Annotated in this window: 23 protein-coding genes; 2 read left to right on the top strand and 21 right to left on the bottom strand. The window is 48.6% G+C overall.

Annotated elements, in window-relative coordinates:
- Positions 1 to 360: 360 nt before the first annotated feature.
- The 17 genes from WJU16_RS11330 to WJU16_RS11255 form a co-directional block, all read right to left on the bottom strand.
- A complete protein-coding gene (locus WJU16_RS11330) occupies positions 361 to 996 on the bottom strand; it encodes a hypothetical protein (protein ID WP_341838424.1) in 636 nt (211 codons plus the stop codon).
- 68 nt (positions 997 to 1,064) lie between these two features.
- On the bottom strand, positions 1,065 to 1,934 hold the full coding sequence (locus WJU16_RS11325) for a hypothetical protein (protein ID WP_341838423.1): 870 nt from the start codon (positions 1,932 to 1,934) through the stop codon (positions 1,065 to 1,067).
- A gap of 22 nt (positions 1,935 to 1,956) precedes the next feature.
- Positions 1,957 to 2,679, bottom strand: coding sequence for a WecB/TagA/CpsF family glycosyltransferase (locus tag WJU16_RS11320; RefSeq protein WP_341838422.1), 723 nt, complete (start codon positions 2,677 to 2,679; stop codon positions 1,957 to 1,959).
- Positions 2,669 to 3,817 carry a non-hydrolyzing UDP-N-acetylglucosamine 2-epimerase gene (gene wecB, locus WJU16_RS11315; protein WP_341838421.1) on the bottom strand — a complete coding sequence of 383 codons (1,149 nt, stop codon included), beginning with the start codon at positions 3,815 to 3,817 and terminating at the stop codon, positions 2,669 to 2,671. The genes WJU16_RS11320 and wecB (WJU16_RS11315) overlap by 11 nt, the downstream gene beginning before the upstream one ends.
- Positions 3,814 to 4,911: a glycosyltransferase family 4 protein gene (locus WJU16_RS11310; protein ID WP_341838420.1), complete on the bottom strand. Its 1,098-nt coding sequence runs from the start codon at positions 4,909 to 4,911 to the stop codon at positions 3,814 to 3,816. The genes wecB (WJU16_RS11315) and WJU16_RS11310 overlap by 4 nt, the downstream gene beginning before the upstream one ends.
- 13 nt (positions 4,912 to 4,924) lie before the next feature.
- Positions 4,925 to 6,001: a non-hydrolyzing UDP-N-acetylglucosamine 2-epimerase gene (wecB, locus tag WJU16_RS11305; protein WP_341838419.1), complete on the bottom strand. Its 1,077-nt coding sequence runs from the start codon at positions 5,999 to 6,001 to the stop codon at positions 4,925 to 4,927.
- A gap of 49 nt (positions 6,002 to 6,050) precedes the next feature.
- On the bottom strand, positions 6,051 to 7,316 hold the full coding sequence (locus tag WJU16_RS11300; protein ID WP_341838418.1) for a glycosyltransferase: 1,266 nt from the start codon (positions 7,314 to 7,316) through the stop codon (positions 6,051 to 6,053).
- Between the two features lie 81 nt (positions 7,317 to 7,397).
- Entirely contained in the window at positions 7,398 to 8,438 is a 1,041-nt protein-coding gene (locus WJU16_RS11295) for an O-antigen ligase family protein (RefSeq protein WP_341838417.1), read from the bottom strand.
- A 261-nt stretch (positions 8,439 to 8,699) separates the two neighbouring features.
- The gene (locus WJU16_RS26075) at positions 8,700 to 9,140 is read right to left on the bottom strand and encodes a polysaccharide biosynthesis C-terminal domain-containing protein (RefSeq protein ID WP_404980343.1); all 441 of its coding nucleotides are present in this window, start codon (positions 9,138 to 9,140) and stop codon (positions 8,700 to 8,702) included.
- A gap of 65 nt (positions 9,141 to 9,205) precedes the next feature.
- Positions 9,206 to 10,180: an oligosaccharide flippase family protein gene (locus tag WJU16_RS11290; RefSeq protein ID WP_341838416.1), complete on the bottom strand. Its 975-nt coding sequence runs from the start codon at positions 10,178 to 10,180 to the stop codon at positions 9,206 to 9,208.
- Between the two features lie 17 nt (positions 10,181 to 10,197).
- A complete protein-coding gene (locus WJU16_RS11285) occupies positions 10,198 to 10,746 on the bottom strand; it encodes a Gfo/Idh/MocA family oxidoreductase (protein WP_341838415.1) in 549 nt (182 codons plus the stop codon).
- The gene (locus WJU16_RS11280; protein WP_341838414.1) at positions 10,649 to 11,215 is read right to left on the bottom strand and encodes a Gfo/Idh/MocA family oxidoreductase; all 567 of its coding nucleotides are present in this window, start codon (positions 11,213 to 11,215) and stop codon (positions 10,649 to 10,651) included. Before WJU16_RS11280 ends, WJU16_RS11285 begins: the two co-directional genes overlap by 98 nt.
- Positions 11,212 to 11,790 carry an acyltransferase gene (locus WJU16_RS11275; protein WP_341838413.1) on the bottom strand — a complete coding sequence of 193 codons (579 nt, stop codon included), beginning with the start codon at positions 11,788 to 11,790 and terminating at the stop codon, positions 11,212 to 11,214. Before WJU16_RS11275 ends, WJU16_RS11280 begins: the two co-directional genes overlap by 4 nt.
- Entirely contained in the window at positions 11,790 to 12,908 is a 1,119-nt protein-coding gene (locus WJU16_RS11270) for a DegT/DnrJ/EryC1/StrS family aminotransferase (protein ID WP_341838412.1), read from the bottom strand. The genes WJU16_RS11275 and WJU16_RS11270 overlap by 1 nt, the downstream gene beginning before the upstream one ends.
- 17 nt (positions 12,909 to 12,925) lie before the next feature.
- On the bottom strand, positions 12,926 to 14,203 hold the full coding sequence (locus tag WJU16_RS11265) for a nucleotide sugar dehydrogenase (protein WP_341838411.1): 1,278 nt from the start codon (positions 14,201 to 14,203) through the stop codon (positions 12,926 to 12,928).
- A gap of 12 nt (positions 14,204 to 14,215) precedes the next feature.
- On the bottom strand, positions 14,216 to 15,295 hold the full coding sequence (locus tag WJU16_RS11260; RefSeq protein ID WP_341838410.1) for a Wzz/FepE/Etk N-terminal domain-containing protein: 1,080 nt from the start codon (positions 15,293 to 15,295) through the stop codon (positions 14,216 to 14,218).
- Positions 15,296 to 15,330: 35 nt separating this feature from the next.
- Entirely contained in the window at positions 15,331 to 17,775 is a 2,445-nt protein-coding gene (locus WJU16_RS11255; protein WP_341838409.1) for an SLBB domain-containing protein, read from the bottom strand.
- Positions 17,776 to 18,228: 453 nt separating this feature from the next.
- Here WJU16_RS11255 and WJU16_RS11250 point away from each other — a divergent pair, with 453 nt between their 5' ends.
- Together WJU16_RS11250 and idi are read left to right on the top strand one after the other, a co-directional pair.
- A complete protein-coding gene (locus tag WJU16_RS11250) occupies positions 18,229 to 18,729 on the top strand; it encodes an RNA polymerase sigma factor (protein ID WP_341838408.1) in 501 nt (166 codons plus the stop codon).
- Positions 18,730 to 19,019: 290 nt separating this feature from the next.
- Positions 19,020 to 19,589: an isopentenyl-diphosphate Delta-isomerase gene (idi, locus tag WJU16_RS11245; RefSeq protein ID WP_341838407.1), complete on the top strand. Its 570-nt coding sequence runs from the start codon at positions 19,020 to 19,022 to the stop codon at positions 19,587 to 19,589.
- Here the strand turns inward: idi and WJU16_RS11240 are convergent.
- Genes WJU16_RS11240 through WJU16_RS11225 form a run of 4 tightly spaced genes read right to left on the bottom strand, consistent with a single transcriptional unit; the run spans position 19,552 to position 23,206 of the window.
- Positions 19,552 to 20,277 carry a carboxypeptidase-like regulatory domain-containing protein gene (locus WJU16_RS11240; protein ID WP_341838406.1) on the bottom strand — a complete coding sequence of 242 codons (726 nt, stop codon included), beginning with the start codon at positions 20,275 to 20,277 and terminating at the stop codon, positions 19,552 to 19,554. The two genes, idi and WJU16_RS11240, sit on opposite strands and share 38 nt — an antisense overlap.
- Before the next feature lie 53 nt (positions 20,278 to 20,330).
- Positions 20,331 to 20,843, bottom strand: a complete 513-nt coding sequence (locus tag WJU16_RS11235) for a YdeI/OmpD-associated family protein (protein WP_341838405.1) — start codon at positions 20,841 to 20,843, stop codon at positions 20,331 to 20,333.
- A 22-nt stretch (positions 20,844 to 20,865) separates the two neighbouring features.
- Entirely contained in the window at positions 20,866 to 21,390 is a 525-nt protein-coding gene (locus tag WJU16_RS11230; RefSeq protein ID WP_341838404.1) for a hypothetical protein, read from the bottom strand.
- Between the two features lie 58 nt (positions 21,391 to 21,448).
- The gene (locus tag WJU16_RS11225) at positions 21,449 to 23,206 is read right to left on the bottom strand and encodes a helix-turn-helix domain-containing protein (RefSeq protein WP_341838403.1); all 1,758 of its coding nucleotides are present in this window, start codon (positions 23,204 to 23,206) and stop codon (positions 21,449 to 21,451) included.
- Positions 23,207 to 23,341: the final 135 nt, after the last annotated feature.

The raw sequence follows: 23,341 nt of genomic DNA, 5'->3' as shown, positions 1-23,341 counted from the left end.
TGGGATTTTTTGATTTTTGCGCAATCCGGGGCAATGGGGAGAATCTTCATGTTTCGGGAAAAGGAAAAGCCTCCCGCGGGGGAGGCTAATTTTGTTTGCTACAGAAATTAATGTTAGGTAGGGACTATTTGGCTTTTTCAACCTTTTTCATTACCCAGGCCAGGGAGAACAGGCCGAGGAAAACGATCCCTCCGGAGAGAAAATTCAGGAACAGGCTAGTCATGTCAATTAGATTAAAGTATTGTTCCTAAGTTAAGCAATAAAGGAGGTATGTTATAACACCATTTTAGTGTTATTTTTCGGCTAAAAAGAAAGCCCCTCCGCGCGGAGGGGCTTTCGAATATAAATATTTATCAATTCTTAAAAATCGTAATAGAACTGCCGGAAGGTGCTGCGGAATCCAATCTGATAAATCAATTCACGTGTTGTTATGAAATTGTTTTTCTCTTGCCTGCCGGCGACAGATAGCTCAACGCGCAGGTTGTACTTACGATTCAACAGGTACGCAACACTACCTTGAAGATATAGGAGATTGGTCTTGATGCCTTGCCGCAACTTGTTACCGAATTCGCGGCTCCGGCTTTCATATGATTTGAAAATATCTTTGCCGAAATTGCTGTTGGCAGAATCTAGTCCGTAAGAGGCATACTGCGCCTGTCCTCTAAAGAACCATCTTTTATATTGATAATCTGCAATATTAACCCATTCCACAAAATTAGCTCCCAAAGGATGCGCCAGGGACTGGTTGTAATGCCCGTAATTGAGCATAGGAGTACGTTGTGCGTAAGTAAACGGGCGTGCTGCGTTAATTTCCGTCAGGAAATTGAGTCTTGGCACATTAAGAAAATCCTTTGACCGGTAGCCCAGTTGACCGCCGAATTTATTACCCCACCACCCGTTTCCATTGGTCATTTCCTTAAATTTGAATTCGTCCAGGATAAACTGGCCATAAACCGTATTGGTGGGTGTAAAAGCATATTTGATATTCAGTCCCATCAATGCATTGTCTGGTGAGCCTACGGAAAATTCAACCGGGCGTAGGAATATTACGGGAGCCAGATAGCTTACGTCAAATCCTCTTTTTCCAGTCGAATCCGCATCCTGCCAAATAACGCTCTCGAATAATCCGATGGACAGCTTATCAGTTGCATTCCAGTCGAGATAATGGAATACCCCCATTTTTTTGGATAACCGTTATCGTGGGAGAATGGTGTTGTTTTCAAATCGATCATTTGCGCCCACATCACCATATATTTGAGGCGGCCTGCACCGGCAGTCATTTTGAGAAAGGGGTAATTGAAGTGATTGTCGGACAGCAACATGGACCGGTATCCATCTCCGATGAAGTTCCTGTCATATCCCAGTTGGACATTCAGGAATTTGCTAGGCGTGTAAGACAGCAGTGCAGACGCGTAGTTGTAATCTATGCCATTTGAACCATAAGGGCGAATGGTGCCTTGTTGCGGAACAATTTTCTGGGCTTTACCAAATTCTGTCAGGTAGTTGGGCAGTTTAGCTTGGTTTTCGAAGAAAGAAGTCTGAAATGTAAAGTTCTTACCGAGTTTACCTCCGGCAATGAAGCCGCGTGTATTGACCCAGTTTGTGCCGTTTATGGAGCTGCGCCCGCCAATGAAGTCGGGAAGAAAGCTGACGTACAGCGAGTAATCTGGATGATTATACTGTAGGAGGTGTTCATTAAAAAGTTTACGGCTGAACCATGTCCTCTTCCGGGAAGTGTCATAAGGTAGCGCGAATTCAGGCTGTATGCTGTAATCGCGGAAGGAAGTATGATAATTGGTGGTGTCGCCAGAAGGTCTTGCCTGGTAAAATCCCAGGGAGAATTGCTGGCCGGCATTCTGAGCAAGGCAGTCGGCCGGAGCGATAGCCAGGCAAAGCATGATGGCAGCAAATATTTTTTGGATGGTATTTTTCATGGATGTTATATGGCAATTAAGGTTAACCTGTTACGGTAATATTCCTTTTTTTAGCAAGAATCATGCGCGGAATTACGTTCAGGGATTTGAAAATGCGTGTAAACCGCCATGGTTCCTTGTAAAGGCGGTAAGCCCACTCTGCTCCGATCGCGATCAACAGCCTGGGAGCCCTGTTCTTTATACCCGCATATATGTCGAAGCTCCCGCCGATACATATGTACAGGGCAGGGTTCAATGCCATGAGCTCTTCTGCAAGCTTTTCCTGCCGAGGCTGGCCCAGCGCGATGAGGACGATGTCGGGTCGGAGGTCTGTGATTTCTTCGCGGAGCTGTGCCATGTCTTCGGCTGATGGGAAGAAGCCGTTCCTGTATCCGAGCAGGGGATTAGGGAAATCCCTTTTGAATTTATCAGCCACGGTGCAGATGACCTGCTCGGTGGCGCCGATCATGAAAACTTTCTTGTTGGGGAACGACCGAATAACTTCTTGCCACAACTCAACGCCGGGTATTTTCTGAAGGCTTACATGGCCTTTCAACCGAAGCGGCAGCAACAGGCCTACACCGTCAATATAACCAATATGCTGGTTTATGATCCGCGTGAATTCAGGATCTTTACTTGCCATCGCTTCTACGTTCAGAGAAATAAGAATGCCGCGATCGTTTGTGGCCAGGTATTCCGTCACGTGTTTTTTATTGCGGAACAGAAAGATCGTTTTGTTTAACAGACTAATTTTTTTAACCTCCATTACAATGTAAACTTTTCAGATGGTTGACAATGATTTTGCACGCCGTGCCGTCGCCATAAGGGTTGGTTCTGGCGCTGAATTTCTGGTAGTACTGTTCGTCACACAACAGTGCATGCGCTTCGTTGTAGATCAGCGACTGATTAGTGCCTACCAGTTTAACCGTACCGGCTTCCACCGCTTCAGGTCTTTCTGTAGTGTCCCGCATAACGAGTACCGGTTTCCCCAGGCTGGGCGCTTCTTCCTGGATGCCGCCACTGTCGGTTATGATTAATTTTGACTGGTTCATCAGCCAGAGGAAGTCGCCGTAGTTAAGGGGCGAAATCAGTAAGATATTATTAAACCCGGAAAGGCTTTCATATACAGGTTGCTGGATATTCGGATTAAGGTGAACGGGATAAATTATCAGTGTATTATCGATCTCTGCCGTTTTTTTCAGGGCTTCGCATATTTCAATAATTCCTTTCCCGTGATTTTCACGGCGATGCCCTGTGACCAGGACTACATCTTTCTGGGCAATGAGATCCCGGATACTTTCCAGTTCGGGGCTTAGCGTATGATTTTCCAAATGTTCTATCCCCCAGAACAGCGCGTCGATAACAGTGTTGCCCGTTACCACAATATCGTTTGGCCGGATGTTTTCCTGTAGGAGGTTTTCGCGGGCTTTAGCCGTGGGCGCGAAGTGAATGCCTGCGATGCGGGATGTTAGCTGCCGGTTGATCTCTTCAGGGAATGGGGATAGTTTGTTATGTGTCCGGAGGCCTGCTTCTACGTGGCAAACCACGGCTCCTGCGTAAAATGATGCGATGCTGGCAGCCATCGTGGTAGTAGTGTCTCCATGGACAAAGACATAGTCTGGCTGGAAGTCGAGCAATACTGGCTTCAGGGCAGTGATGATGGCGGCGGTGAGGTCGTACAGGCTTTGATTGCCGGTCATCACGTCGAGGCTATAATCGGCCTGGATGCCGAAGAACTGCATTACAGGTGTCAGCATTTCTTTGTGTTGTCCTGTCAGGCAGACTTTTGTATCGAAGCAGATACTTTCGTCCTGGAGTGCTTTCACCAGCGGAGCCATCTTGATGGCTTCAGGTCGTGTTCCGAAAATGAGAAGTACTTTCTTCTGGGAGCCTTGTTGCGTCATATCTTTCGAGTATTAAACCAATGTTTGAGTTGTTGAATCAGTTCGGTGCGGGCTTTGGTAGCGTCGAACTGCAGGGCTGTTGCCCGCGCATTGACCGACAAACGTTGCTTTTCCGCAGGGGATAGTTGAATAAATTGGATCAGGATATTTGTTAAAACGGCATGATCTCCTTTTTCAAAGAAATAACCGTTTTCATGGTCTTTGATAAAGTCCTGCAGCCCACCAATTCGTGTGCCGGCAACGGGTACGCCGCAGGCCATTGCTTCAAGCCCCACGAGCCCCAGGCTTTCTTCGTATTCAGTAGGGAAGACAAAAATATCCATCTGCCGGTATAAATCGGCGAGCGCCTGTTGGTTGAGCCCGCCGGCGTACAAAACGTGCTTCTCGAGGCCGAGTTCCTGCAGCATGTGTTCAAATTCGGCTACCTGCGTGCCTTTTCCCGCCACCAGCCCACGTACGGGAAAACCATTCATGGCCAACGCTTTCATTGTTTTGAGATAAGTTTCCCATCCTTTCTTTGCATCCAGGCGGGAAACAAAACCAATACAATAATCCTCACGCGCTACGCGATCTTCAGCAGGAGTAAAAAACCGTGTATCGACACCGCCGGACGGATAAATCGCTACATCTTCCTTCTTTTTGCGAAACTGCCGAATGATAATATCCCTGAAAAAACCGGAAGGGGCCACGATGTTGGCTTTGCGGATCAATGGCTTGGCCAGCTTCAGTAAAAGCGCTGTTGTCTTGCTGTTGGTAAGGATATCTTCCCCATGCGGATTGAGCACAATGTCTTTTCTTGTGAAAAGCCGGACGGCCAGCAAGGGCAGTGCGGTATGCGATACATTGTGCACATAGATGATATCGTATTTCCCGAAAAGCCCTTTGCGGAGAATATCCGCGTAAAAACGAATGTATTTGACCAGTTTCTCCATCCGCGACTTGCCCCGTCCGCGGATGAGGCTGAAACCGGTGAAAGCGATTTCGTTGCTCTGCCCGAGAGATGTAATGAAGTTCTTAACGAATACCCCGTAGTAGTCATTCGCTTCTTCCTTGGGGTACAAGTTGGAAATCAGATAAATCCTGAGTGGAGACATTTGTTTTGATTAGTTATTGTAATAAAGCCTGTGCGATTTTGTCAGACGCATCGCCCTTCCCGTAGAGATTATCATCGCTGGTAATCTGTTTATCCCGCATTTGTTGGAAAGCCTCCAATATTTTCCTGCTGTCTGCTCCTGTCAGGATATTGTATCCATGGGTAACCAGCTCCGTCCATTCCGTTTCGTTGCGGGTAGTGATACAGGGCTTGCCGAAGAAATAAGCTTCTTTCTGCAGGCCACCACTGTCGGTTATAACCAACATGGAGTTGCGAATCAGCTGCAACATATCAAAATATCCCACGGGATCAATGAGGGTGACGCCTGTAGTCGGGATATTATGCGATTGAATAAGTTTCCTCGTCCGGGGATGTAAAGGGAGCACAACTGGGCATTCGCGAGCCAGGTCTGCAAAAGCATTAAAAATTGCGGAGAGATTTTGCGCATCGTCTGTATTTTCCGCGCGGTGGATGGTAGCCAGGATAAATGGCCGGTCTTTCAATGCGAGGGTGTCAAGGATCTTAGATGTTTCCTCGCTTTTCTGCGTATAATACAGCGCTGCATCGAACATCACGTCGCCGGTGAATACGATTTTTCCTCCGAAATTATCATACCCCTCGCGCTTCAGGTTATCAATTGCCTGCGAAGTGGGACAAAACAAGAATGATGAAAGCCTGTCGGCCAGAATTCTGTTCACTTCTTCCGGCATGCGCAAATTGAAACTGCGTAATCCAGATTCCACGTGCGCGATCGGTATATGGATCTTGGACGCGGTAATAGCGCCGGCCAGCGTTGAGTTCGTATCTCCGTAAATCAGAATATAATCCGGCTTTTCCTTCAGCATGATTTCCTCGAGCCCCTCCATCATCCGGCCTGTCATCGCGCCATGGCTGCCGCTATGGATTTGCAGATTGTAATCAGGACGCGGAATGTCCATCTCCTGGAAGAAGACATCGCTCATATTATTATCGAAATGCTGGCCGGTGTGGACGATGATTTCCTTGATTTTTTCATTTTTGAGTAAAGCCCTGCTGACAGCAGCTGCTTTAACAAACTGGGGCCTTGCTCCCACTACGGTTAAAATTCGCATAATGCTTTATGGTTTGAAAGACATTCAAATGAGGACACAATATCCGTATTTAGGCAGGTTTGCTAAAATCTGAAACTGCTTCGATATGGCTAAACTCTATTGCTTGTTGTTCTTCAATAGTTTTTACAGAATTATTTTCCATAATTTGTTTTCTGAAGCCATCATAATAAGCAGGTTCTGAATACATTCGGCTAATTTCCTCAGCCAGCCTGCGGTCGAAATTCGCATCCAGATCCAGCAGGATACCGTCCTTTGAGGATTCAATGAATCCATCCAGTGAGCCATCGTTGGTCGCAATTACCGGAACTTTGTAATAAATCGCTTCCAACACGGGATTCCCAAGATTGCTTAGCTCATTGGTCATGAGTACAACATGACTGCCACGGATAAGGATATTGCTTTCCTTGTGATTAGCCCTTTCAATGAAGATGACTTGGGAAGTGAGGCCGAGATCCGCGGTGTAGGATTTCAGCATTTCCAGATCATCTGCATGATAAGTTGTAATGACCATGATATGTTGCCGGATATGAGCCGGAATATGTGTCAGGAAACGTATGCAACGGTCTGCCCTCTTCCAGTTACTGCCGCTTGCGTTGTTGAAAACGATGAATTTATCTTCGGGCACGCCCAGTCTGCTCAGGGTTGTCGTCATTTCCTCCTCGCTGAATGCATAATCCGCCACATTGATGCCATGCGGCCGGAAGAGGATGTTGGTACAACCGCGTTGCCGCGCATAATACTCACCGTCCGTACCATCATTGACCATCAGGCAAAGATCCGCCTTGTTGATTCCGAAATAAAAGAGCGGATAGTATTTACGGCACACGGATATGTCACGCTCGGATGCTTTGATGATTACCCCCTGGAATTTGTTAATGTATGGCTTGGAGAAAATTCGGGCAAGGGCTTTTGCGGCAAAGGTGTAATTCACTTCGTACCCGACAATAAGGCCTGCTTTCGCGAATTTACTGCGATGGAAAATGAGAAAGTATGGTATCAACAGCAAGTTATCCAATCTTACGAAAAGGAAATGCAGCCATTTATTGATCCTGTTAACGGAATTATGAAGGCCGAACGGAGGGATCTTGTCTTCGGATTTAATAATTGAAAAATAGTTGGCCGTAGGCGCAGCATTCCCGGTTCTCTGACGGGACTTTAAACGGTCAAAGCTCTTCCGGATGAAATGATAAATTTTTTCGCCAGGGAGCCAACCCATTTTCTGGAGCGTAAATCCGGAGTTTTCGTTGGCATTTTCTCCCCGGCTGTCCTTCCCGCTGGTAAACAGTGTCAGGCTGATGCCGTTTTTCAGGAACATGTTCGTGAACCGGATCATACTCTGATTGCCTTGTTTCCTGAAAGGAAGGGACGTAATGATTATTGCATTCTTCATTGAAGGTTAATTCTCGATTCTTAATTGTTTGTGTTGGATGGCCGGTATCGTAAAAAATCCCAGATAGAATCCAAGCATGGCGGAATAAATGATATGGCCGCTGATGAAACTGTTGACAAATAGGAGCATAAACCCCAGAAATGCCGGCGTGGAAAATTCGTTGCCGCCTTTATGCAAGAAAGCCCGGGCAAGTTTGACCAGGACGACGAACCAAAAGAGGTAGATGGCCAGCAATCCCAGAAGCCCGTTAGAGGTCAGGATATCGAGATAGTCCACTTCCGTAGTTCCCCATCCCAGTTTTTGCGTGGCAACTACCGTTTGCGGATGTTCCCAACCTGTCCCGATTATTTTCTCCGTTACCGAATAATCTTCCAAGTAAAGTTCTTTTGCATGGTCGAAGCGGTCGTTCCTGCCGCTCAGCAAAAAGCTCGATAGTTCTCCGGCTTTGGCGAAATTGTAAGCCATCCGGTCAATATTGGCCTGTACCCTTTCATAAAACACGGTGTACAATATTGACATGGTAAGAACAGGCAACAAGACGAATATGGTAAGAAATTTTTTATCATACCGGGTATAGGAAAGCATGGAACGGCTTTCCCGGTATTTTAGCAGGAACGGAGTGGCCAGCGTTATCGCCAGATACGAAATCATGGCGGTTTTGGTAACGATGAGCCCTGCCACGATCAGGCCTGCAACAAGTCCCAATATCAACAGGAAGAAATTGGACACCTTTTTGTACATGTAGTAGCAGAAAAAGGCATACACCAGGATGTAAAGCGAGCTCAGCTCATTCCCGGCAATGAAATACCCTTTATACCCGTAAGACATTCCGCCTTCCTCCACTTCTCCGTAGTTGCTGTTCCCGAAACCCAATACGGCCAGGATAAGGGCGCCCAGCAAAGTGTAAAACAGGATTTTTGTGACACTGAGAATGGTCTGGTTCAGCATATCCGGTTTTTGTCGTGCAACGGCCGTAAACAAGAGGTAGGAAAGCGGGAAAGTAATAACTTTTGAAATGAATACGATGTCTTCGTATAAGTACTTCATCCTGTCCTGATGAAAAAATACATTTACAAATACAGGAAGAAACAGCAGCAGGCTCAGGACGAAAAATATCATAAAGTTGGTTCTGCTGAAGCGATAAAGCAGCACCATCATGATGAACGTATATCCTGATTTGACAAGTTGGCTGAGCGAGAGCGTTATACCCAATTCACTTGTCATAAAGCCATTCAGCTGATCTACGAATACTGGCAGAATCAGCACGAAAATAAAAAAGCTTTTATATTTGACAACGTACTTCATGGATTATTTGAGCAGGAATCTGTATATCGATTCGCCGTATGGAATTTTTAATATCAGATGCCGGTAGGCCTGGATATTCAGCAACTTTTTCTGAATTAATACATAATAGGTCAGCAGAAAATAGGCAGCTATCAATAATAATGTCCACCAGCTATTGCCAAAAAGGATTGATAGTGATTTTACGGCGGAGCAGATTGCAACGGAATAGAGCGAGATGAGGCCAATTTTCTTAAAATCGATCAGTTGGGTGAATCGTACACCCAGATATCTGGCAGTGCTGTTTAATAGTACATATGCAAGAATATAGATGCAAATAACAGATGCAACGGCTGCGCCGATGAGTCCGAAAAGTTTTATAAAAACAAACACCAACAATGAATTTGAGGCGAAATACAGGATATATGACCGCAAGATTACAACTGATTTACCGGACCCAGTGAGCACATCTTCCCAGGAGCAGACTCTGATGAAAAGAATGAGCGTATACAGGAAGAAAATGGGGGTACTTTCTACATACTTTTCAGAGAGGTACAGCACAACCAGGTCTTTTGCAAAAAAAGAATTACAAAGATAATCGGATAGGAGATCGCAGCAACCTCTGATATGCTCAGCGTTTTCAACCTGGCAACTTCTTCCCTTTTACCTTCCGCAAGTAAATTGGCGAATTGAGGCGTTAGGATGCTGGCTACCGACGTGGCGATAATGCCGAGGAACGGAATTTCAAAGGAGCCGTTTCTGTAGATTGCAAAATCTTCCGTATTGAACATATTGCTAACAAAAAAGCCGGCAAGATATGTATAAGATGCAGCCAGGACACCCGTTACTCCCAAGGGCAGACCTATTTTTATGATAAATTTATATATGTGTTTTCTTAGGGTGCCTTCGAAAAATTCGCGCAACGGAATGCTGAAAAGGTACATTATCGTTTGAGCCAACGGAGCAATCGTTCCAATTATCCAGAAGATAAATGTAAAAGATCTCCAAATTTGAATAGACAGCAGGAGTAACCCTAGCTTCAATATATTGGAGGCGATGATAATCGTCATATCCCTGCGTATAAGTCCCTTATGAATCAGGGTGAGCTCCAGCAAGAGATTTAGTGAGTTTAAAAGGAAAAACGGTGCGTAAATAGTAAGCGGAAGCTGAATGTAGGGGTTTTTTAATAGAATTGCCCATAACGGGGAGGAAAAGAAAGACGCGATCGAACCTGCCAGGCCGAGGATAAATGCCATAAACATGATTGTTTTGAAGGCATCTTTCTTTTCAAACTCCCTTTTTTCTATAACAAGATAAAATATTCGGGAAAGACCCAATGAGAATATTGCTACAATTAAGGTTGACAATAACTGCACCTGGGAAAACGTGCCGAATTCATGTTTGGACAGTGAACGGGAAAGGTAAGGCGTCAGCAGGAACAGGAGCAGCAAATTGAACATTTGCCCCATGAACACGATTATTATTTTGCTGACCTTGTCACTTGCCATCAGATTATTGATATTTACTACTTGTTACAATAGATTCGTTCGATAATCTCTACCACTTTCAATCCTTCCAGGGCATTGGTTGTAATAGCGGCACGGCCTTTCAATACATCTATTACGTTTTCGATCACAAAATTGTGGTTTTGCGCGGAGCCTTTGTATGCGCCATAGTCGTTGCCGGGGTTGGTAGGAGCCAGTTCCGGCATGGAATAATCCCTGATATTGCAGATTTCCACTTCGTTCATGTATTGTCCGCCGATTTTCACCGAGCCGTTTTCAGCGATGATGGTCATGCTGCTTTCCAGGTTCTGGTTCCAGACAGAAGTGGAAAAGTTGATGCAGCCCATGCCGCCGTTCACGAAATCGAAGGTGACGAAGCCAGAGTCTTCGAATTCGGTCAGGTGTTGGTGATTAAAACTGTTAAGACGCGTTTGGATGTTTTCGATATCGCCAAACAGCCAGTACATGATATCAATGAAGTGGGAGAACTGGGTGAAAAGGGTACCGCCGTCGAGGTCTTTTTTCCATGCCAGCTGTCTGGCTTGTAATAGCGGTTGTCGCGGTTCCAATAGCAATTGAGCTGAACCATGAAGATTCTCCCCAGTTTTCCAGATTCAATAAGGTCTTTAATCCATTGTGAGGGGGAGAATAACGGTTTTGCATAACGGCGAACACATGTTTATGAACATGTAACGCCTTATAAATTACTTTTTCAGCGTCAAGCTTGGTCAATGCCATGGGTTTTTCCACTACGATGTGCTTGCGCGCATCCAGGGCCGCGAGGGCATGCTCGGCGTGGAATCCGTTGGGAGTGGCGATATTCACTACATCAATCTGGATGTCGGAGGAAAGTAAATCTTCAATGGACGAAAAAAGGGGGACTTCGAAGCTGTCGATGCCGAGTGCCGATTTTTCCTTTACGTCTACCATTGCAACGAGCTCGGATTCAGGATTCCTTTTGATCATTTCAGCATGTCGTTTCCCGATGTGTCCGCAACCCACTACTGCAAACTTTACTTTTTCAGCAGGCGTTATCATATGTTTTTCTTTATTACGGTTTGGTTGTCTATTAATTCGTATTGTTCGTTGCTTTCAGGGCAGGTTGCTACTTTATCGGCTCCGAAATGCAGCCTGTGGCCATATTCGCTCATCCAACCGATCTGTTTCGCCGGATTGCCTACCAACAATGCATATGCCGGCACATTTTTCGTGACTACCGCCCCGGCTCCGATAAATGCAAAATCCCCGATATCATGACCGCAAACGATGGTCGCGTTAGCCCCTATCGATGCGCCGCGGCCAACGTGCGTTTTGGCATATTGCCCGCGCCTGTTAACGGCACTCCTCGGGTTGGTGACATTGGTAAATACGCAGGATGGGCCGAGGAATACATCATCTGCACATGTTACGCCTGTATAGATCGATACGTTGTTCTGGACTTTCACATTGTTCCCAAGTATGACGTCGGGCGAAACGACAACGTTTTGTCCAAGGTTGCAATTGTTGCCGATCGTGCATCCCGACATGACATGGGAAAAATGCCAGATTTTGGTGCCGTCTCCGATCGTACAGTTGTCGTCAACAATTGCGGACGGATGTACAAAATATCCCATTAGCTGTTTTTTAAGAAATCGATGATATGACCGATGATGAAATCCTGTTCCTGCGCTTCTAGCTCTGTATGCATCGGAAGCGATAATACGCTTTGGCAAAGCGCGCGCGTAGTATCGAGGCTGCCGGCGATTTTGCCGATTTTGCTAAATGCTTCCTGCTCGTTCAGCGGAATGGGATAGTAAATCATGGCAGGTACGCCTTGGGCTTCCAGGTGTTTTTTGAGGGCGTCTCTTTTCCCATTTTCAACTATCAGGGTGTATTGGTGGAAAACGTGGGTGCTTTGTGCTGAGCGGACCGGAATTCTGACACCGTCCACGTTTTTCAATGCGGCATCATAATAATCGGCCGCGGCGCCCCTGGAAGCAGAATAAGCTTCGAGGTGAGGCAGTTTTACGCCGAGAATGGCTGCCTGGATAGAATCCAGCCGTGAATTGACGCCGATGTACTTGTGGATATATTTTTGTACCTGCCCGTGATTGGCCAGCATGGACAACTTATGCCCCAATGTATCGTCGTTCGTATATATCGCCCCACCATCACCATAGCATCCGAGATTTTTGGAAGGGAAGAAAGAGGTGCAACCGATGTGCCCGATCGTACCGGCTTTCAGCTGGCGGCCGTCTGCGGTGGTATAGGTAGCACCGATAGCCTGTGCGGTATCTTCGATAACGAAAAGGTTATGCTTGGTGGCAAGCTCCATAATGGCTTCCATGTCGGTGCATTGGCCAAACAGGTGTACTGGAACGATCGCTTTCGTTTTGGGACCGATGGCAGGCTCGATGAGGGCAGCCGTAATATTAAAAGTATGGGGATCCACATCTACCATTACAGGAACTAGGCCGAGCAGGCCCAATACTTCGGCGGTAGCCACATAGGTGAATGCGGGAACAATCACTTCGTCGCCCGGCTGGAGATCCAGCGCCATCATGGCAATCTGGAGCGCATCTGTTCCATTGGCACAGGGAATCACGTGTTTTACCTGGAGGTAGGAGGCCAGTGCCGCGCTGAAGTTCTTTACTTCCGGCCCGTTGATGAAAGCAGCGGAGCGGATACAATTCAATACCGCGGCATCGATTTCCTCTTGTATTTTGGCGTATTGACCTTTAAGGTCCACCATTTCAATCTTTTGAGATATCATAAACGAGCGTCAACTATGTTTCTGTCAATAAATGATTTGGTATCGAATAAAACCGTGTTATGTCCGTTGGCCAGTTTCTTGAAGTCGATATCCAGGAATTCGTTGTGGGCAACGGCCAGGATGATCGCATCATAGGCGTGTGAGATTTCGTCGATCAGGTCAACCCCATACTCATGTTTTACTTCAGTTTTGGAAGCATGGGGGTCATATACCTCCACATTGGTGCCAAATTGCTGTAACTCCTGGTAGATGTCAATAACACGGGAGTTACGGATGTCCGGACAGTTTTCTTTGAAGGTAATGCCCAGGATCAGCACGCGGGCGCCATCCACCTTGTGACCCTTCCTTATCATGAGTTTTACTACTTTGTTGGCCACGAACATGCCCATGTTGTCGTTGACCCTTCTGCCGGAAAGGATAACCTGGGGGTGGTACCCGAGGGCCTGAGCTTTATGGGCCAGATAATAAGGATCTACCCCGATACAATGCCCGCCAACCAAGCCGGGTTTGTATTTTAGGAAGTTCCATTTCGTACCTGCCGCTTCGATTACGTCAGTGGTATCGATACCGATGCGGTCGAAAATCAGGGCCAATTCGTTGACAAAACTGATATTGACGTCGCGTTGTGCGTTTTCGATAGCTTTTGAGGCTTCTGCTACTTTTATGCTAGGCGCTTTGTGGGTGCCGGCGGTAATAATACTTTTATACAGATTGTCCACCGTTTCCGCAACTTCAGGGGTGGAGCCGGAGGTCACTTTTTTGATTTTGGTGAGGGTATTCACCTTGTCTCCCGGATTGATCCGTTCCGGAGAGTATCCGCAAAAGAAATCGACATTGTAAGTGAGGCCGGAAAACTGTTCGAGCACCGGAGCGCAATCTTCTTCGGTACATCCCGGGTATACCGTTGATTCATAAATGACAATGTCGCCTTTCTTCAATACTTTACCCAACATGCGCGATGCGGAGATGAGCGGTCGCAGGTCCGGGGATTTAAACTGATCTATCGGGGTGGGAACGGTAACGATAAAGACGTTATACGCCTTCAGGTCGTCCTGGTTCGCCGAGAACCACAATCCTTTTTCATTGTCCCGTTCTTTGGTTACCTGTAACAGGCCTTCGGTATCTGCTTCTTTTGTATGGTCTTCTCCTTTTCTTAGTTCGTCGATCCTTTTCTCATTTATATCAAATCCGAGTACATCGTATTTTTTTCCGAATTCAATGGCTAAAGGCAAACCAACATAGCCAAGACCGATAATAGCAATTTTTGGAGGCATCAAAAATGAAATTTAGTTATTCATGATTACTTGATAAATACGTCTGAATAAAAGCGCTAAAACGGCGAGGAAAGCGAACAATATGCCTCCCAATACCGCGCCTTTAACAATTCCCGTTTTCTCTTTTATTAATGGTAATATGGGGGAATCTACAATTTGAATGATGGGCGTTTCCTGTGCCATGGCCATCCTACTTAGCTCAAGATTTTTAATGACTTCGCCGTACATGGTCTGTAATACGATCTTGTCCCTGGCCATCAATTCCGTCCGCACGCCAGCAATGTTGCGGGCGGGGTTGAGGTTCAGGTCCTGGGATTCCGCTACGGAATACGTTTTCCTGTTCAGCAGGTTTTCCAGGGAGTCGGCTTTGAACTGCAATTTATCGACCGTAGTTTTCGAACGTTGCAGCTTGGTCTGGATATAGAAATCCGTCGCTTCTTTTACAAGGCGTTCGGTAAACAATTTGGCAAACTGCTCATCAGTGGATTTACATTCCACCCAGATGAAGCTCAGTTTTTTGTCGGGTTTCGATACGGTGAGCTGGTTATCCTTGATGTGCTTATAGATTACGTAAAGGATACTGTCCTGCTGCAATGAGAAGCCCTGTCGCGATGAGTTGATTGGAAAGCGTAGTTGTTGCAGCGCCGGGTTTTTAACCCATTGTTCCCTTTGACCGGAAACGTCGAGATAATAATCCGCCAGGCTGCGGGGTTTTTCGCCCAGCAACACCGGAGTGAGCAATGCTTTTTCCACCATCAGCCGGGATTGCAAGAATTCTACGATGTTGTCGCCGCTGAATACACCACTACCCATGCTCGAGCCAAGATCTATCCCGAATTGGCTGGCCAGGCCTGCATAAGCTCCCAGGGTATTGGGTTTGCTTTCTTCTACCACAAAAGAGAGTTCTGCCTTGTATTTAATCTTCGACGTCAGGGAATAAAAAACGCCCAGACCAGCACCGACAATGGCGAACAATAGGATGATTTTCCATTTTCCCAGCAGGTAGCGGTACCATCCCTTGATTTTCAGGACGATTTCCCTGAAAGAAATCTCACCATCCTGGTACCGGGCATTGTTATTTGATGTTTCCATGAAACGATTTACAGTTTTTGACAGACTTCATCTGTTTAGTTGTTCCGGTTAAGAATGGTAAAGATGATCAGCGCAATAGAAGCCACGCCGGTGGTCAGGCCGACTGCTTCCTGCGTACTGAATCCTTTACGTGGGCCCCTTGCCGGAACATAAATCTCAGTGCCGGGCTTGATCTTCGGAAAACTGTTGAAAAAGAGCACTTTGCGGGTGCTTTTCACTTCCCCGTTGGGATATACTACATAGCTGCCTTTTTTCATGGCTTTGCTGGTAAAACCGCCTGCGCTGCGGATATATTCCCGGAAATTGGAGGCGGATGCGAACCGTACTTTCTTGGGAAAAAAGACCTCGCCGAACAATTGAACCGTTTGCAGTTGCTTCGGAATCTTGATGATATCGCCTTCTTCGAGGAACAGATCGTACCGTGACCCCGGCGCCTTGATAATCTGGTTCAGATTGATGCCCAGCAATTGCTGACGGCGAGTGGCCTCCGTTCTAACGGAAGCTTCTTCGATACCGGTGTCTACCTTATTGTAATAGATCTGCATTTTTTCATTCAGCAGGGCGCTGTCGGAGGCATTGTTGAATGTTCTGCGCATGAGATAGGCGCCTTCGGGATAAGCTTCGGTCCGCAGTCCGCCTGCCCGGCGGAGTAGGTCCGAAATTTTTTCCCGGGAAGACTGGATCGTATAATTACCCGGATAAACGACTTCACCTTCGATGCTCACGTTCGCCTGGGTTTCGTAAGACGGGGAGCGCCGTACCGATACCTCATCGAATGGTTCAAGGAAATAGCCAGACATCGCCGCCAGGTCGGAAGTGACGTCAAACTGGGCAACGATGGTAACCGCTGAGTCGCCCGGCGCATAATCCTTGCTGCGGATCCGGCGGGAGACTTCCACTCTTTTGAAGGATGCCGCGTCACGGAAGCCACCGGCCATCAGAATAAGGTCTTCCACGTGTAGCGAGTCTGAATACTTGAAAAAACCTGGATTGTTCACTTCGCCCGACACTTTCACCTGGTATTCTTCGCGTAAACTACTTTTGGAATATATCACCACGCTGTCTTCCCGGCGGAGGCTGATCACTTCTTTTCCGGAAACCACGTCTTCCAGTTTGAAGCTGCTGCTACTCGGCGTAAGGTCTTCCTGCAACCTGAAAACAATGGCCCTGTTCAGGGAGGCGTCTTCTTTCAGCCCGGCCGCTTTCTGGATCAGGTCTTTGATGGACATATTCTGCTCGAGCGCGTATTCTCCCGGATGCCGAACGGCACCGGAGATCATTACCCTGTTGGAAAAGCGGTTCAGTACGGCGTCGATGAAGAATTTGTCGCCGGAGCGGAGGGTGAAAGCAGGCACCTCGGCCGCGGTGATCGTCACGATTTCACGTTCTTTATTGTTGAGCCGGTAGGCACGGATAACGTCTTTATAAGAAATATCGGTGTAACCGCCAGCCATATCGATCACGTCTTTCAAAGTTTCGCCTTGTTTCACTTCGAAGATGGCAGGGCGTTTTATCTCGCCGGAGAGCTCGACACGGGATTGGTATGGATTTACTTTGACGATATCCTGGTCCTGGAGAACAATATTGTTTTGGAGGTCTCCTGAGCGGAGAAAGTCGTAGAGGTCAAAAGTAACAATGGGGCTGCCGTTACGGATCACCTGGATGTCGCGGAATGAGCCGTTTTCTCCGGGGCCGCCGGAAACGTATAATGCGTTGGCGATGGTGGATAGGGAAGTCAGGGTGTAGGAACCGGGACGAACCACTTCGCCTATCAGCAGCACCCGGATGCTGCGGATATTGCCGAGGGAAACCTGCACGAAAGTGTTGCCGGATTTTATACCTCCATAAATGGTGGCCAGCTGCTTGCTGATCCTGTTACGGGCTTCTTCCATGGTAAGGCCGCTGATGTAGACGGGCCCAAGGTTGGGGATACGGATATATCCTTCAGGGGTCACTTTAAGGGCGTGCTGTACCTCGGAATAACCATAGACATCGATCACTACTTCATCGCCCGCAGCCAGTTTGTAGTTAGGAGGCGTGGGTACGCGGAGGTTAGGTTCGAAAGTGAGGTTTTTATTGTTGAAGAGTTCTGCACCGTAGATCCTGGAGCGGAGACGCTCGGCTTCGGTCATGGGTTGGATGTCGCGGGCAGAGACGGTCGTACCATCATTCAGGGACCGGTCCGCAGCTACCTGAGAGGTGGGGGCTGTCTGCACCAGTTCCTTGTCCAGATTCAACGACTTGATGCGGTCTTTCAGTTTGATCACTTCTCCCGAGGGAATGCCTTTTGCAGCGGCAAATTGGTCCATTTGGTCCAGTTGTACCTTGTTTTTCTTCATTTCCTCCACTATCTGGCGTACTTGCTCGTCAGTCAGGTTTTCTACCTTCATTTGCTGGGCCTGGGCCGGCGAGGGGACTTGCGCCACTGCAACAAAGGAGCAAAAACACAGGAAAATGTGAACCAATAAGATCTTCTTCATGTAGTTTTCAGTAAAGCTTTCTCGAATTTTTGGGCATTTCTGCAAACTCCCTGCCAATAAAGGGTTTACAAAAAATGATCGGCAAATTTATTAAAAATAACATATAAATGTTAGCCGGCTGGGAATCAGGGGGCAAAATAGGCTGTAAATTTTTTTACGAAATTACAAACCATCTGGCATAGTTATGCGTATATACTTAAGCAGTGTGTGGACTTTTTGTGTTATATTTTAATTTATAAATATTTGTTTTAAACCTGACCCTTCCTTCTTTAAACAGTTGTTCCTCCCGTTAGCCATTTAAAGACGTAAATGTAATCTTCCTGTGCTTTACTAAATGCTGATTATTAAATTGTTAATGACGTGGTTTTTGTAGTCTCAACGAAAAAAAATCGCGGAAATTGTTTGGAGTAACGTCTTATTTTGTTTAAATTAGTCTAACAAAAATTAAACAATATGTCATCCGCTGAATTTAACACCCTATTGCTCAGCAATGCTGACTTCCTAAAGCCCTTCGCCATAACGTTGACCAAGGACGCCGAATCCGCCAAAGACCTTTATCAGGAAACTATGTTCAGAGCGCTTTCAAACCAGGAGAAATACCTGGCAGGCACGAACATCCGCGCGTGGCTCTACACCATCATGCGCAACATCTTTATTAATAATTACCGCCGGAAATCGAAACAACACGTTTGCTTCGACAATTCCACCAACGATTTTTTGTTGAACACCCAGCAGGTTATCATCGGCAACCAGGCCGAATCCGGTTTGAGAATCAAAGACATTCAAACCTCCGTACATAACCTGCCCGTCATTTTTAAGAAACCCTTCATTTTGTACCTCGACGGTTTTAAGTATTTCGAGATTGCTGACATTCTGGAAGAACCTTTAGGAACCATTAAAAGCCGTATCCACTTCGCCCGTAAAATGTTGAAAGCCCAGGTAGCCCGCTATTAATTTGTCTGATTTCTTCTACGATATCCGCCTGAGCCCCGGATATTATCCATCTGAACCACAATCCCTTTTATACCTCTGATATCTTTCGCCCGAAACACGGGCCAGGGAATCATTTGCCTGGACGGACAAATTCCGCCTTCGGTCCGCACATTTCCAGGCACCCGTCCCCCCAGGCGCAAATCCCCGCGTGCCCAAATCGTTTCCCCGCTGCCAAAACACCGCAGCAGGGCCAACGCATGCTACCGCTCTCCGAAAATGATGGCAAAATTCCGGGAACTTAGCCTACATTTATGGCTGAACCATTTCGCGACACAAAAATGCCTTTGCCCCCTGTCATCCTCGTCAACGAAAATGATGAACCCGTTGGCACTATGGAAAAAATGGAAGCCCACCAGAAAGGGCTCCTCCATCGCGCATTCTCCGTTTTTATCGTCAACGACAACGGCCTGATGCTCCTGCAGCAACGCGCGGCAGATAAATACCACTCCGCGGGATTATGGACCAACACCTGCTGCAGCCACCAGCTTCCCGGAGAAGACACGTACACCGCAGCCCACCGCCGCCTGTCCGAAGAAATGGGATTCGATTGCGCACTCGAAGAAATATTCAGCTTCACCTACCGCGCCGAATTTGATAACGGACTCACCGAAAATGAATTCGATCACGTGCTGCTCGGCACTTACAACGGCCCCGTTGTCCCGGACGCCACAGAAGTACAGGCGCACCGCTTCCTCTCACTCGCTGATATCCGCGCCGAGCTCGCCAGTCAACCGGGATTATACACCCATTGGTTCCATATCGCATTCCCGAAAATCGCCGCTTTTATCGAAACGCGCCGGGCCGGGGGAGCCCCCGCCTGAAACTGTCACAGGCCTGGCGGATATAAAGAATGAAATCATAATCCGGCGCCTCCAGCGCAAATTTGTACGTGGGCGGAAAACTTTTCATGAACAGGGATAGGCTGTCGGCCGGAAGTCCCGTGTGCCGCGCTACCAAAGAATCCGTAAACCGCCCGCTGGTATACTGTGCCTGCTCATATTCAATGAGCCGCCGCCGGAACGTGCTCTTCGCACGGTTGGAGGAGAAAGACAATGCCCTGTAGAGTTTATGGATATTCACGCCCACACCCACCGGCGTCACCATCACCACTTCCCGGAACCGCGGCCGGCGGAAATTGAACGCCGACCTGAATTGCTCCCGGGTTTCCAGGGAATCCTGCCGGCGGCTGCGCTGCCGGATTTCAACACCCGACAGCTGCTCCACCCGCGGACGGAGATAAACGACCAGCGGCGCCATTCCCACCACCACCACCGAAGCCGGCAAGTGTCCCAGCGCTTGCACCAAAAGCGTATCTCCCGGAACCGCCTGCAGCGAAAACCGGCCCAGGTCGTCGGTAAGCGTAGTGCTCCGGGTTCGGACATTGGCAACCGCCGTTCCCGGCAGCGCCAGTGAATCGTGGCCCAACACCGTTCCCTGCGCCAACTGGGCAAGCGCGGCGCCTGCCGGCGCCAATGAAAGTAACATCCACAGGAATAGCGATTGCTTCATCTCCTGTAAGATATTTCAGCCGGTTCTAAGAAAAAGTTAAAAACGAAGCTAGGTTAACTGCCGCGCTCCGCCTTCAGCGAACGGATCATTTCGCCGTACCCCATGCGCCGCTCCAGGGCGTTGAGCGAAGCGGCAATGCGGCGGGCGCGCGTTTCTTCGGTTTTGGCGTCGTCGATCCATTTGGAGAAATAGCGGCGGTGACTCGGCGCGAGGGATTCGAAGAACGCCTGCGCCGCAGGCAGGTCGGCCAGGCAGTCTATGAAATCAGCGTTCATGGCGAAAGCCTGCATGTCTTCTTCGAGCTCCACCTGCACGGAGGCGCCCTGCTTCTTGCCGATGCCTTTGCGCATGCCGGCGTTGACCGGCAGGATGAATACGCCGTCGCCATGCGGGAGTAAAGCGGTCTGTTGGATTGGATGCTTGTCGAGATGGCCTTTCACCCGGAAAGATTGTTTCATGCCCGGCTTGATCTTCGCCGCGATTTCAGCGGGGATTTCCAGGTATGTCCAGCCGGTTTTGTCGCCGGCGTCGGCAAATTTCTTCAGTACGGCGGTGAATCGGGTCATGCGCCAAATTACATCTTTTCCATCAGTAACCATACCGCAGCCGGCGGTATTGGCCAGCCGTATCCGGACGATACGTGTATTGTATATGCCCGCCTTTCACTTTTTTGTCGAACTGACGGTATTCTATGATACTTGAATCTTTTTTCGTGAAAATGATCCTGCCCGTAAGATCGACGCCAACAGTGGTTTCCCTGTCAATATGGGGTGTATACACCGGGTAATGCGCAAAATCGATCACCATCGAATCCAGATACTGATAGGAAATGAACAGGTAATGGAAACCGGCATCGCGCATGGATTGCATGCCTGTCCGTGTATACTCGCTATGGTATTCGAACGATTGCAGATCGAACGGGAAATGCCCTTTTTCCTTCGTATACCGTTTGACGGCGCTGGAGAAAGCGTACGTGGGATGGATTTTCCGTTTCTTTTTCTTTTGTCCCACCGGCAGATCGGCGAATGGCTTGGATGAATCGAAAGTGTGCGTGGAGCCGCAGGAAGAGAGCAGGATGCAGCAGATCGTCAGGCAGAGTAAACTTGTTCTCATGAATTGGGATTGATGCTGCAATAATACTCCTTCAACTGTTAAGCAAAATCCAAAATGGTCATTGCATATGTGCGAGATGACAAGGATCGGCGCCGAAATGTCGGATAAAGGCGCTGCGCAGTGCGGCCGTTGTTTCGAACCCGCACCGGATGGCGGTGATGATCATGGATTTGCCGTGGCGGTGCAGTAGATGGAAGGCGTGGTGCATCACCAGCATTTGCTGGTAATCTTTGGGGGATATGCCGAATTCCTGGAGAAATCCGTTCAGGAATTTATACCGGCTGATGTGGAAGTTGTCGGTCAGTAAGTGCGGGTCAGCGAGCAGGCCGACGTCGTGCCTCGCCTGGGTGAAAATTTCCTGCAGCGCAAGTTTATCGGTGGGAGTGAGTCGTATGCGCCGTTTGCTGGCGTTTATGTTGCTTTGAACTGCGGCCGTCAGCAGGAGGTCGAGGCAAATACGTCGTAAAAAACATTCCGCCACGTCGCCGATGTAAGTGCAATGCAGCACCTGGGATAAAAGCATATTTACCAGCTCGTTGGCACGGAGGGGGATGGCGGGTTGAACGCCATGCAGCCAGGCGGCTGCTTTGCCGGCGAGCGGGGAAAGCTGTGGCCAGGTGGCGGAAAGGCGGACGAGGTCTTCCGGGCCAACGTCCAACCGGAACGCGCAATAATACACCTCAGCCGGCAGCAGATGAAATTGCCCGAAAGCGTCTGATTCCTGCCGGGATCCGCATCCGAAGAAGGCCAGTTTTTCGGATGATTCACCGGGCTTTACGCGTTGCAGCACCTGCAGCGAGCAGCAGGCTTCCTGCGATGGAACGGGCGCCAGCTGCAGGGGCGCGCGGGTGACGACGTCGTGGATGCGGATGGTGAACGGAGCTACGTGGATAACCTGGCTGATGCGGTCGTGGGTGTTGTCGCGGAAAAAATGTTTCGCGGCGCAGGGGATTTGCAACGGCCAGTAATCCTGGGGGATGTGGCGGATATCTTCCGCATCGGTGTGGACCAGTTCCGGGAGGCGCTTTGTTCCGGGCGGCGGTGGCGGTGGCGCCACGGTTTTGCGGTGTGGGCGTGTTTCCAGGAGGAAGTACCGGTAGATATTCCGCATGTTGAGCCTGAAATGTTGCGCGCGGTAATGGCGGGCCTCCAGCAAGTACATCATGCTGTAGCGCTCGTGGTGGAAGAAGAGGTCTTTTAGCCGGAGGAACTCCGCGAGCGAATAACGGGGCACGGGGTCGGTGTCTCTTTCGGCGATGTAGTCCAGGAGGAAGGAGGGGGACTCTTCCAGGTATACGTATCCTGGCGGAAAAACGGGTGGCAGGTGGTGGAAGAGGAGGTCATGGATGAGAAGGGTGATGTATTGTTTGACGGGTTTGCGTTTGCGGCGGTATTTGCGGGAGCGGGGATGGCGGATCCAGCTCCAGAATTTCAGGCAGCGAAGGGTGTTGAGCCAGGCGGCGTGGTAATGTTCGCGATATTGGAGGGCCATACTTTCGAGCCAGCGCTGTTCGAATTCGGGGAGTGATCCGGTGGGGATGTAGGTGTGAAGGCTGCTCAGGCCCAGGCCCAGCGAGGTGAGCAGCGCGCTCCCTTCGACCGTGATGCGCAGGAGCCCGGCGGTTTCCTGCGCTAAATAATGCCGTTCCAATTGCATTAACACCATCAACGCTGCATCGGCGCCGAGTGCGCTCCCGGCCAGGGCTTCTTCCCGGGTGCACATGCCGCTGCGTTCCAGCCAGGTCAGTAACCGGATGTGCTCTTTAGACAACACTCCGGTGTAGCGCCCGGCGGAAGGGCTACCCAGCGATGGCATATCGGTTTTTCAGATGGTGAAAACCTGGATGCATACTTCAATTACAGGGATTGGCTGGTGAATAATTTCGGTTGATCTCTATTAATAGATGCGTCCGGCCCGTTTTCGGGGTAAAGAAGCCGGTTTTTTTATGCA

The sequence above is a fragment of the Chitinophaga pollutisoli genome (genome assembly GCF_038396755.1).
GTDB classification, from domain to species: domain Bacteria; phylum Bacteroidota; class Bacteroidia; order Chitinophagales; family Chitinophagaceae; genus Chitinophaga; species Chitinophaga pollutisoli.
Note: the sequence above shows the minus strand (reverse complement) of the source record. Positions and strands in the feature narration are given on the sequence as shown.

What these genes read in the sequence shown, in the direction of transcription:
- WJU16_RS11330 (WP_341838424.1), bottom strand. Translation starts at nt 996, where the DNA reads ATGGGACTGAATATCAAATATGCTTTTACACCCACCAATACGGTTTAT.
- WJU16_RS11325 (WP_341838423.1), bottom strand. Translation starts at nt 1,934, where the DNA reads ATGAAAAATACCATCCAAAAAATATTTGCTGCCATCATGCTTTGCCTG.
- WJU16_RS11320 (WP_341838422.1), bottom strand. Translation starts at nt 2,679, where the DNA reads ATGGAGGTTAAAAAAATTAGTCTGTTAAACAAAACGATCTTTCTGTTC.
- wecB (WP_341838421.1), bottom strand. Translation starts at nt 3,817, where the DNA reads ATGACGCAACAAGGCTCCCAGAAGAAAGTACTTCTCATTTTCGGAACA.
- WJU16_RS11310 (WP_341838420.1), bottom strand. Translation starts at nt 4,911, where the DNA reads ATGTCTCCACTCAGGATTTATCTGATTTCCAACTTGTACCCCAAGGAA.
- wecB (WP_341838419.1), bottom strand. Translation starts at nt 6,001, where the DNA reads ATGCGAATTTTAACCGTAGTGGGAGCAAGGCCCCAGTTTGTTAAAGCA.
- WJU16_RS11300 (WP_341838418.1), bottom strand. Translation starts at nt 7,316, where the DNA reads ATGTTCCTGAAAAACGGCATCAGCCTGACACTGTTTACCAGCGGGAAG.
- WJU16_RS11295 (WP_341838417.1), bottom strand. Translation starts at nt 8,438, where the DNA reads ATGAAGTACTTATACGAAGACATCGTATTCATTTCAAAAGTTATTACT.
- WJU16_RS11290 (WP_341838416.1), bottom strand. Translation starts at nt 10,180, where the DNA reads ATGGCAAGTGACAAGGTCAGCAAAATAATAATCGTGTTCATGGGGCAA.
- WJU16_RS11280 (WP_341838414.1), bottom strand. Translation starts at nt 11,215, where the DNA reads ATGATAACGCCTGCTGAAAAAGTAAAGTTTGCAGTAGTGGGTTGCGGA.
- WJU16_RS11275 (WP_341838413.1), bottom strand. Translation starts at nt 11,790, where the DNA reads ATGGGATATTTTGTACATCCGTCCGCAATTGTTGACGACAACTGTACG.
- WJU16_RS11270 (WP_341838412.1), bottom strand. Translation starts at nt 12,908, where the DNA reads ATGGTGGACCTTAAAGGTCAATACGCCAAAATACAAGAGGAAATCGAT.
- WJU16_RS11265 (WP_341838411.1), bottom strand. Translation starts at nt 14,203, where the DNA reads ATGCCTCCAAAAATTGCTATTATCGGTCTTGGCTATGTTGGTTTGCCT.
- WJU16_RS11260 (WP_341838410.1), bottom strand. Translation starts at nt 15,295, where the DNA reads ATGGAAACATCAAATAACAATGCCCGGTACCAGGATGGTGAGATTTCT.
- WJU16_RS11255 (WP_341838409.1), bottom strand. Translation starts at nt 17,775, where the DNA reads ATGAAGAAGATCTTATTGGTTCACATTTTCCTGTGTTTTTGCTCCTTT.
- WJU16_RS11250 (WP_341838408.1), top strand. Translation starts at nt 18,229, where the DNA reads ATGTCATCCGCTGAATTTAACACCCTATTGCTCAGCAATGCTGACTTC.
- idi (WP_341838407.1), top strand. Translation starts at nt 19,020, where the DNA reads ATGGCTGAACCATTTCGCGACACAAAAATGCCTTTGCCCCCTGTCATC.
- WJU16_RS11240 (WP_341838406.1), bottom strand. Translation starts at nt 20,277, where the DNA reads ATGAAGCAATCGCTATTCCTGTGGATGTTACTTTCATTGGCGCCGGCA.
- WJU16_RS11235 (WP_341838405.1), bottom strand. Translation starts at nt 20,843, where the DNA reads ATGACCCGATTCACCGCCGTACTGAAGAAATTTGCCGACGCCGGCGAC.
- WJU16_RS11230 (WP_341838404.1), bottom strand. Translation starts at nt 21,390, where the DNA reads ATGAGAACAAGTTTACTCTGCCTGACGATCTGCTGCATCCTGCTCTCT.
- WJU16_RS11225 (WP_341838403.1), bottom strand. Translation starts at nt 23,206, where the DNA reads ATGCCATCGCTGGGTAGCCCTTCCGCCGGGCGCTACACCGGAGTGTTG.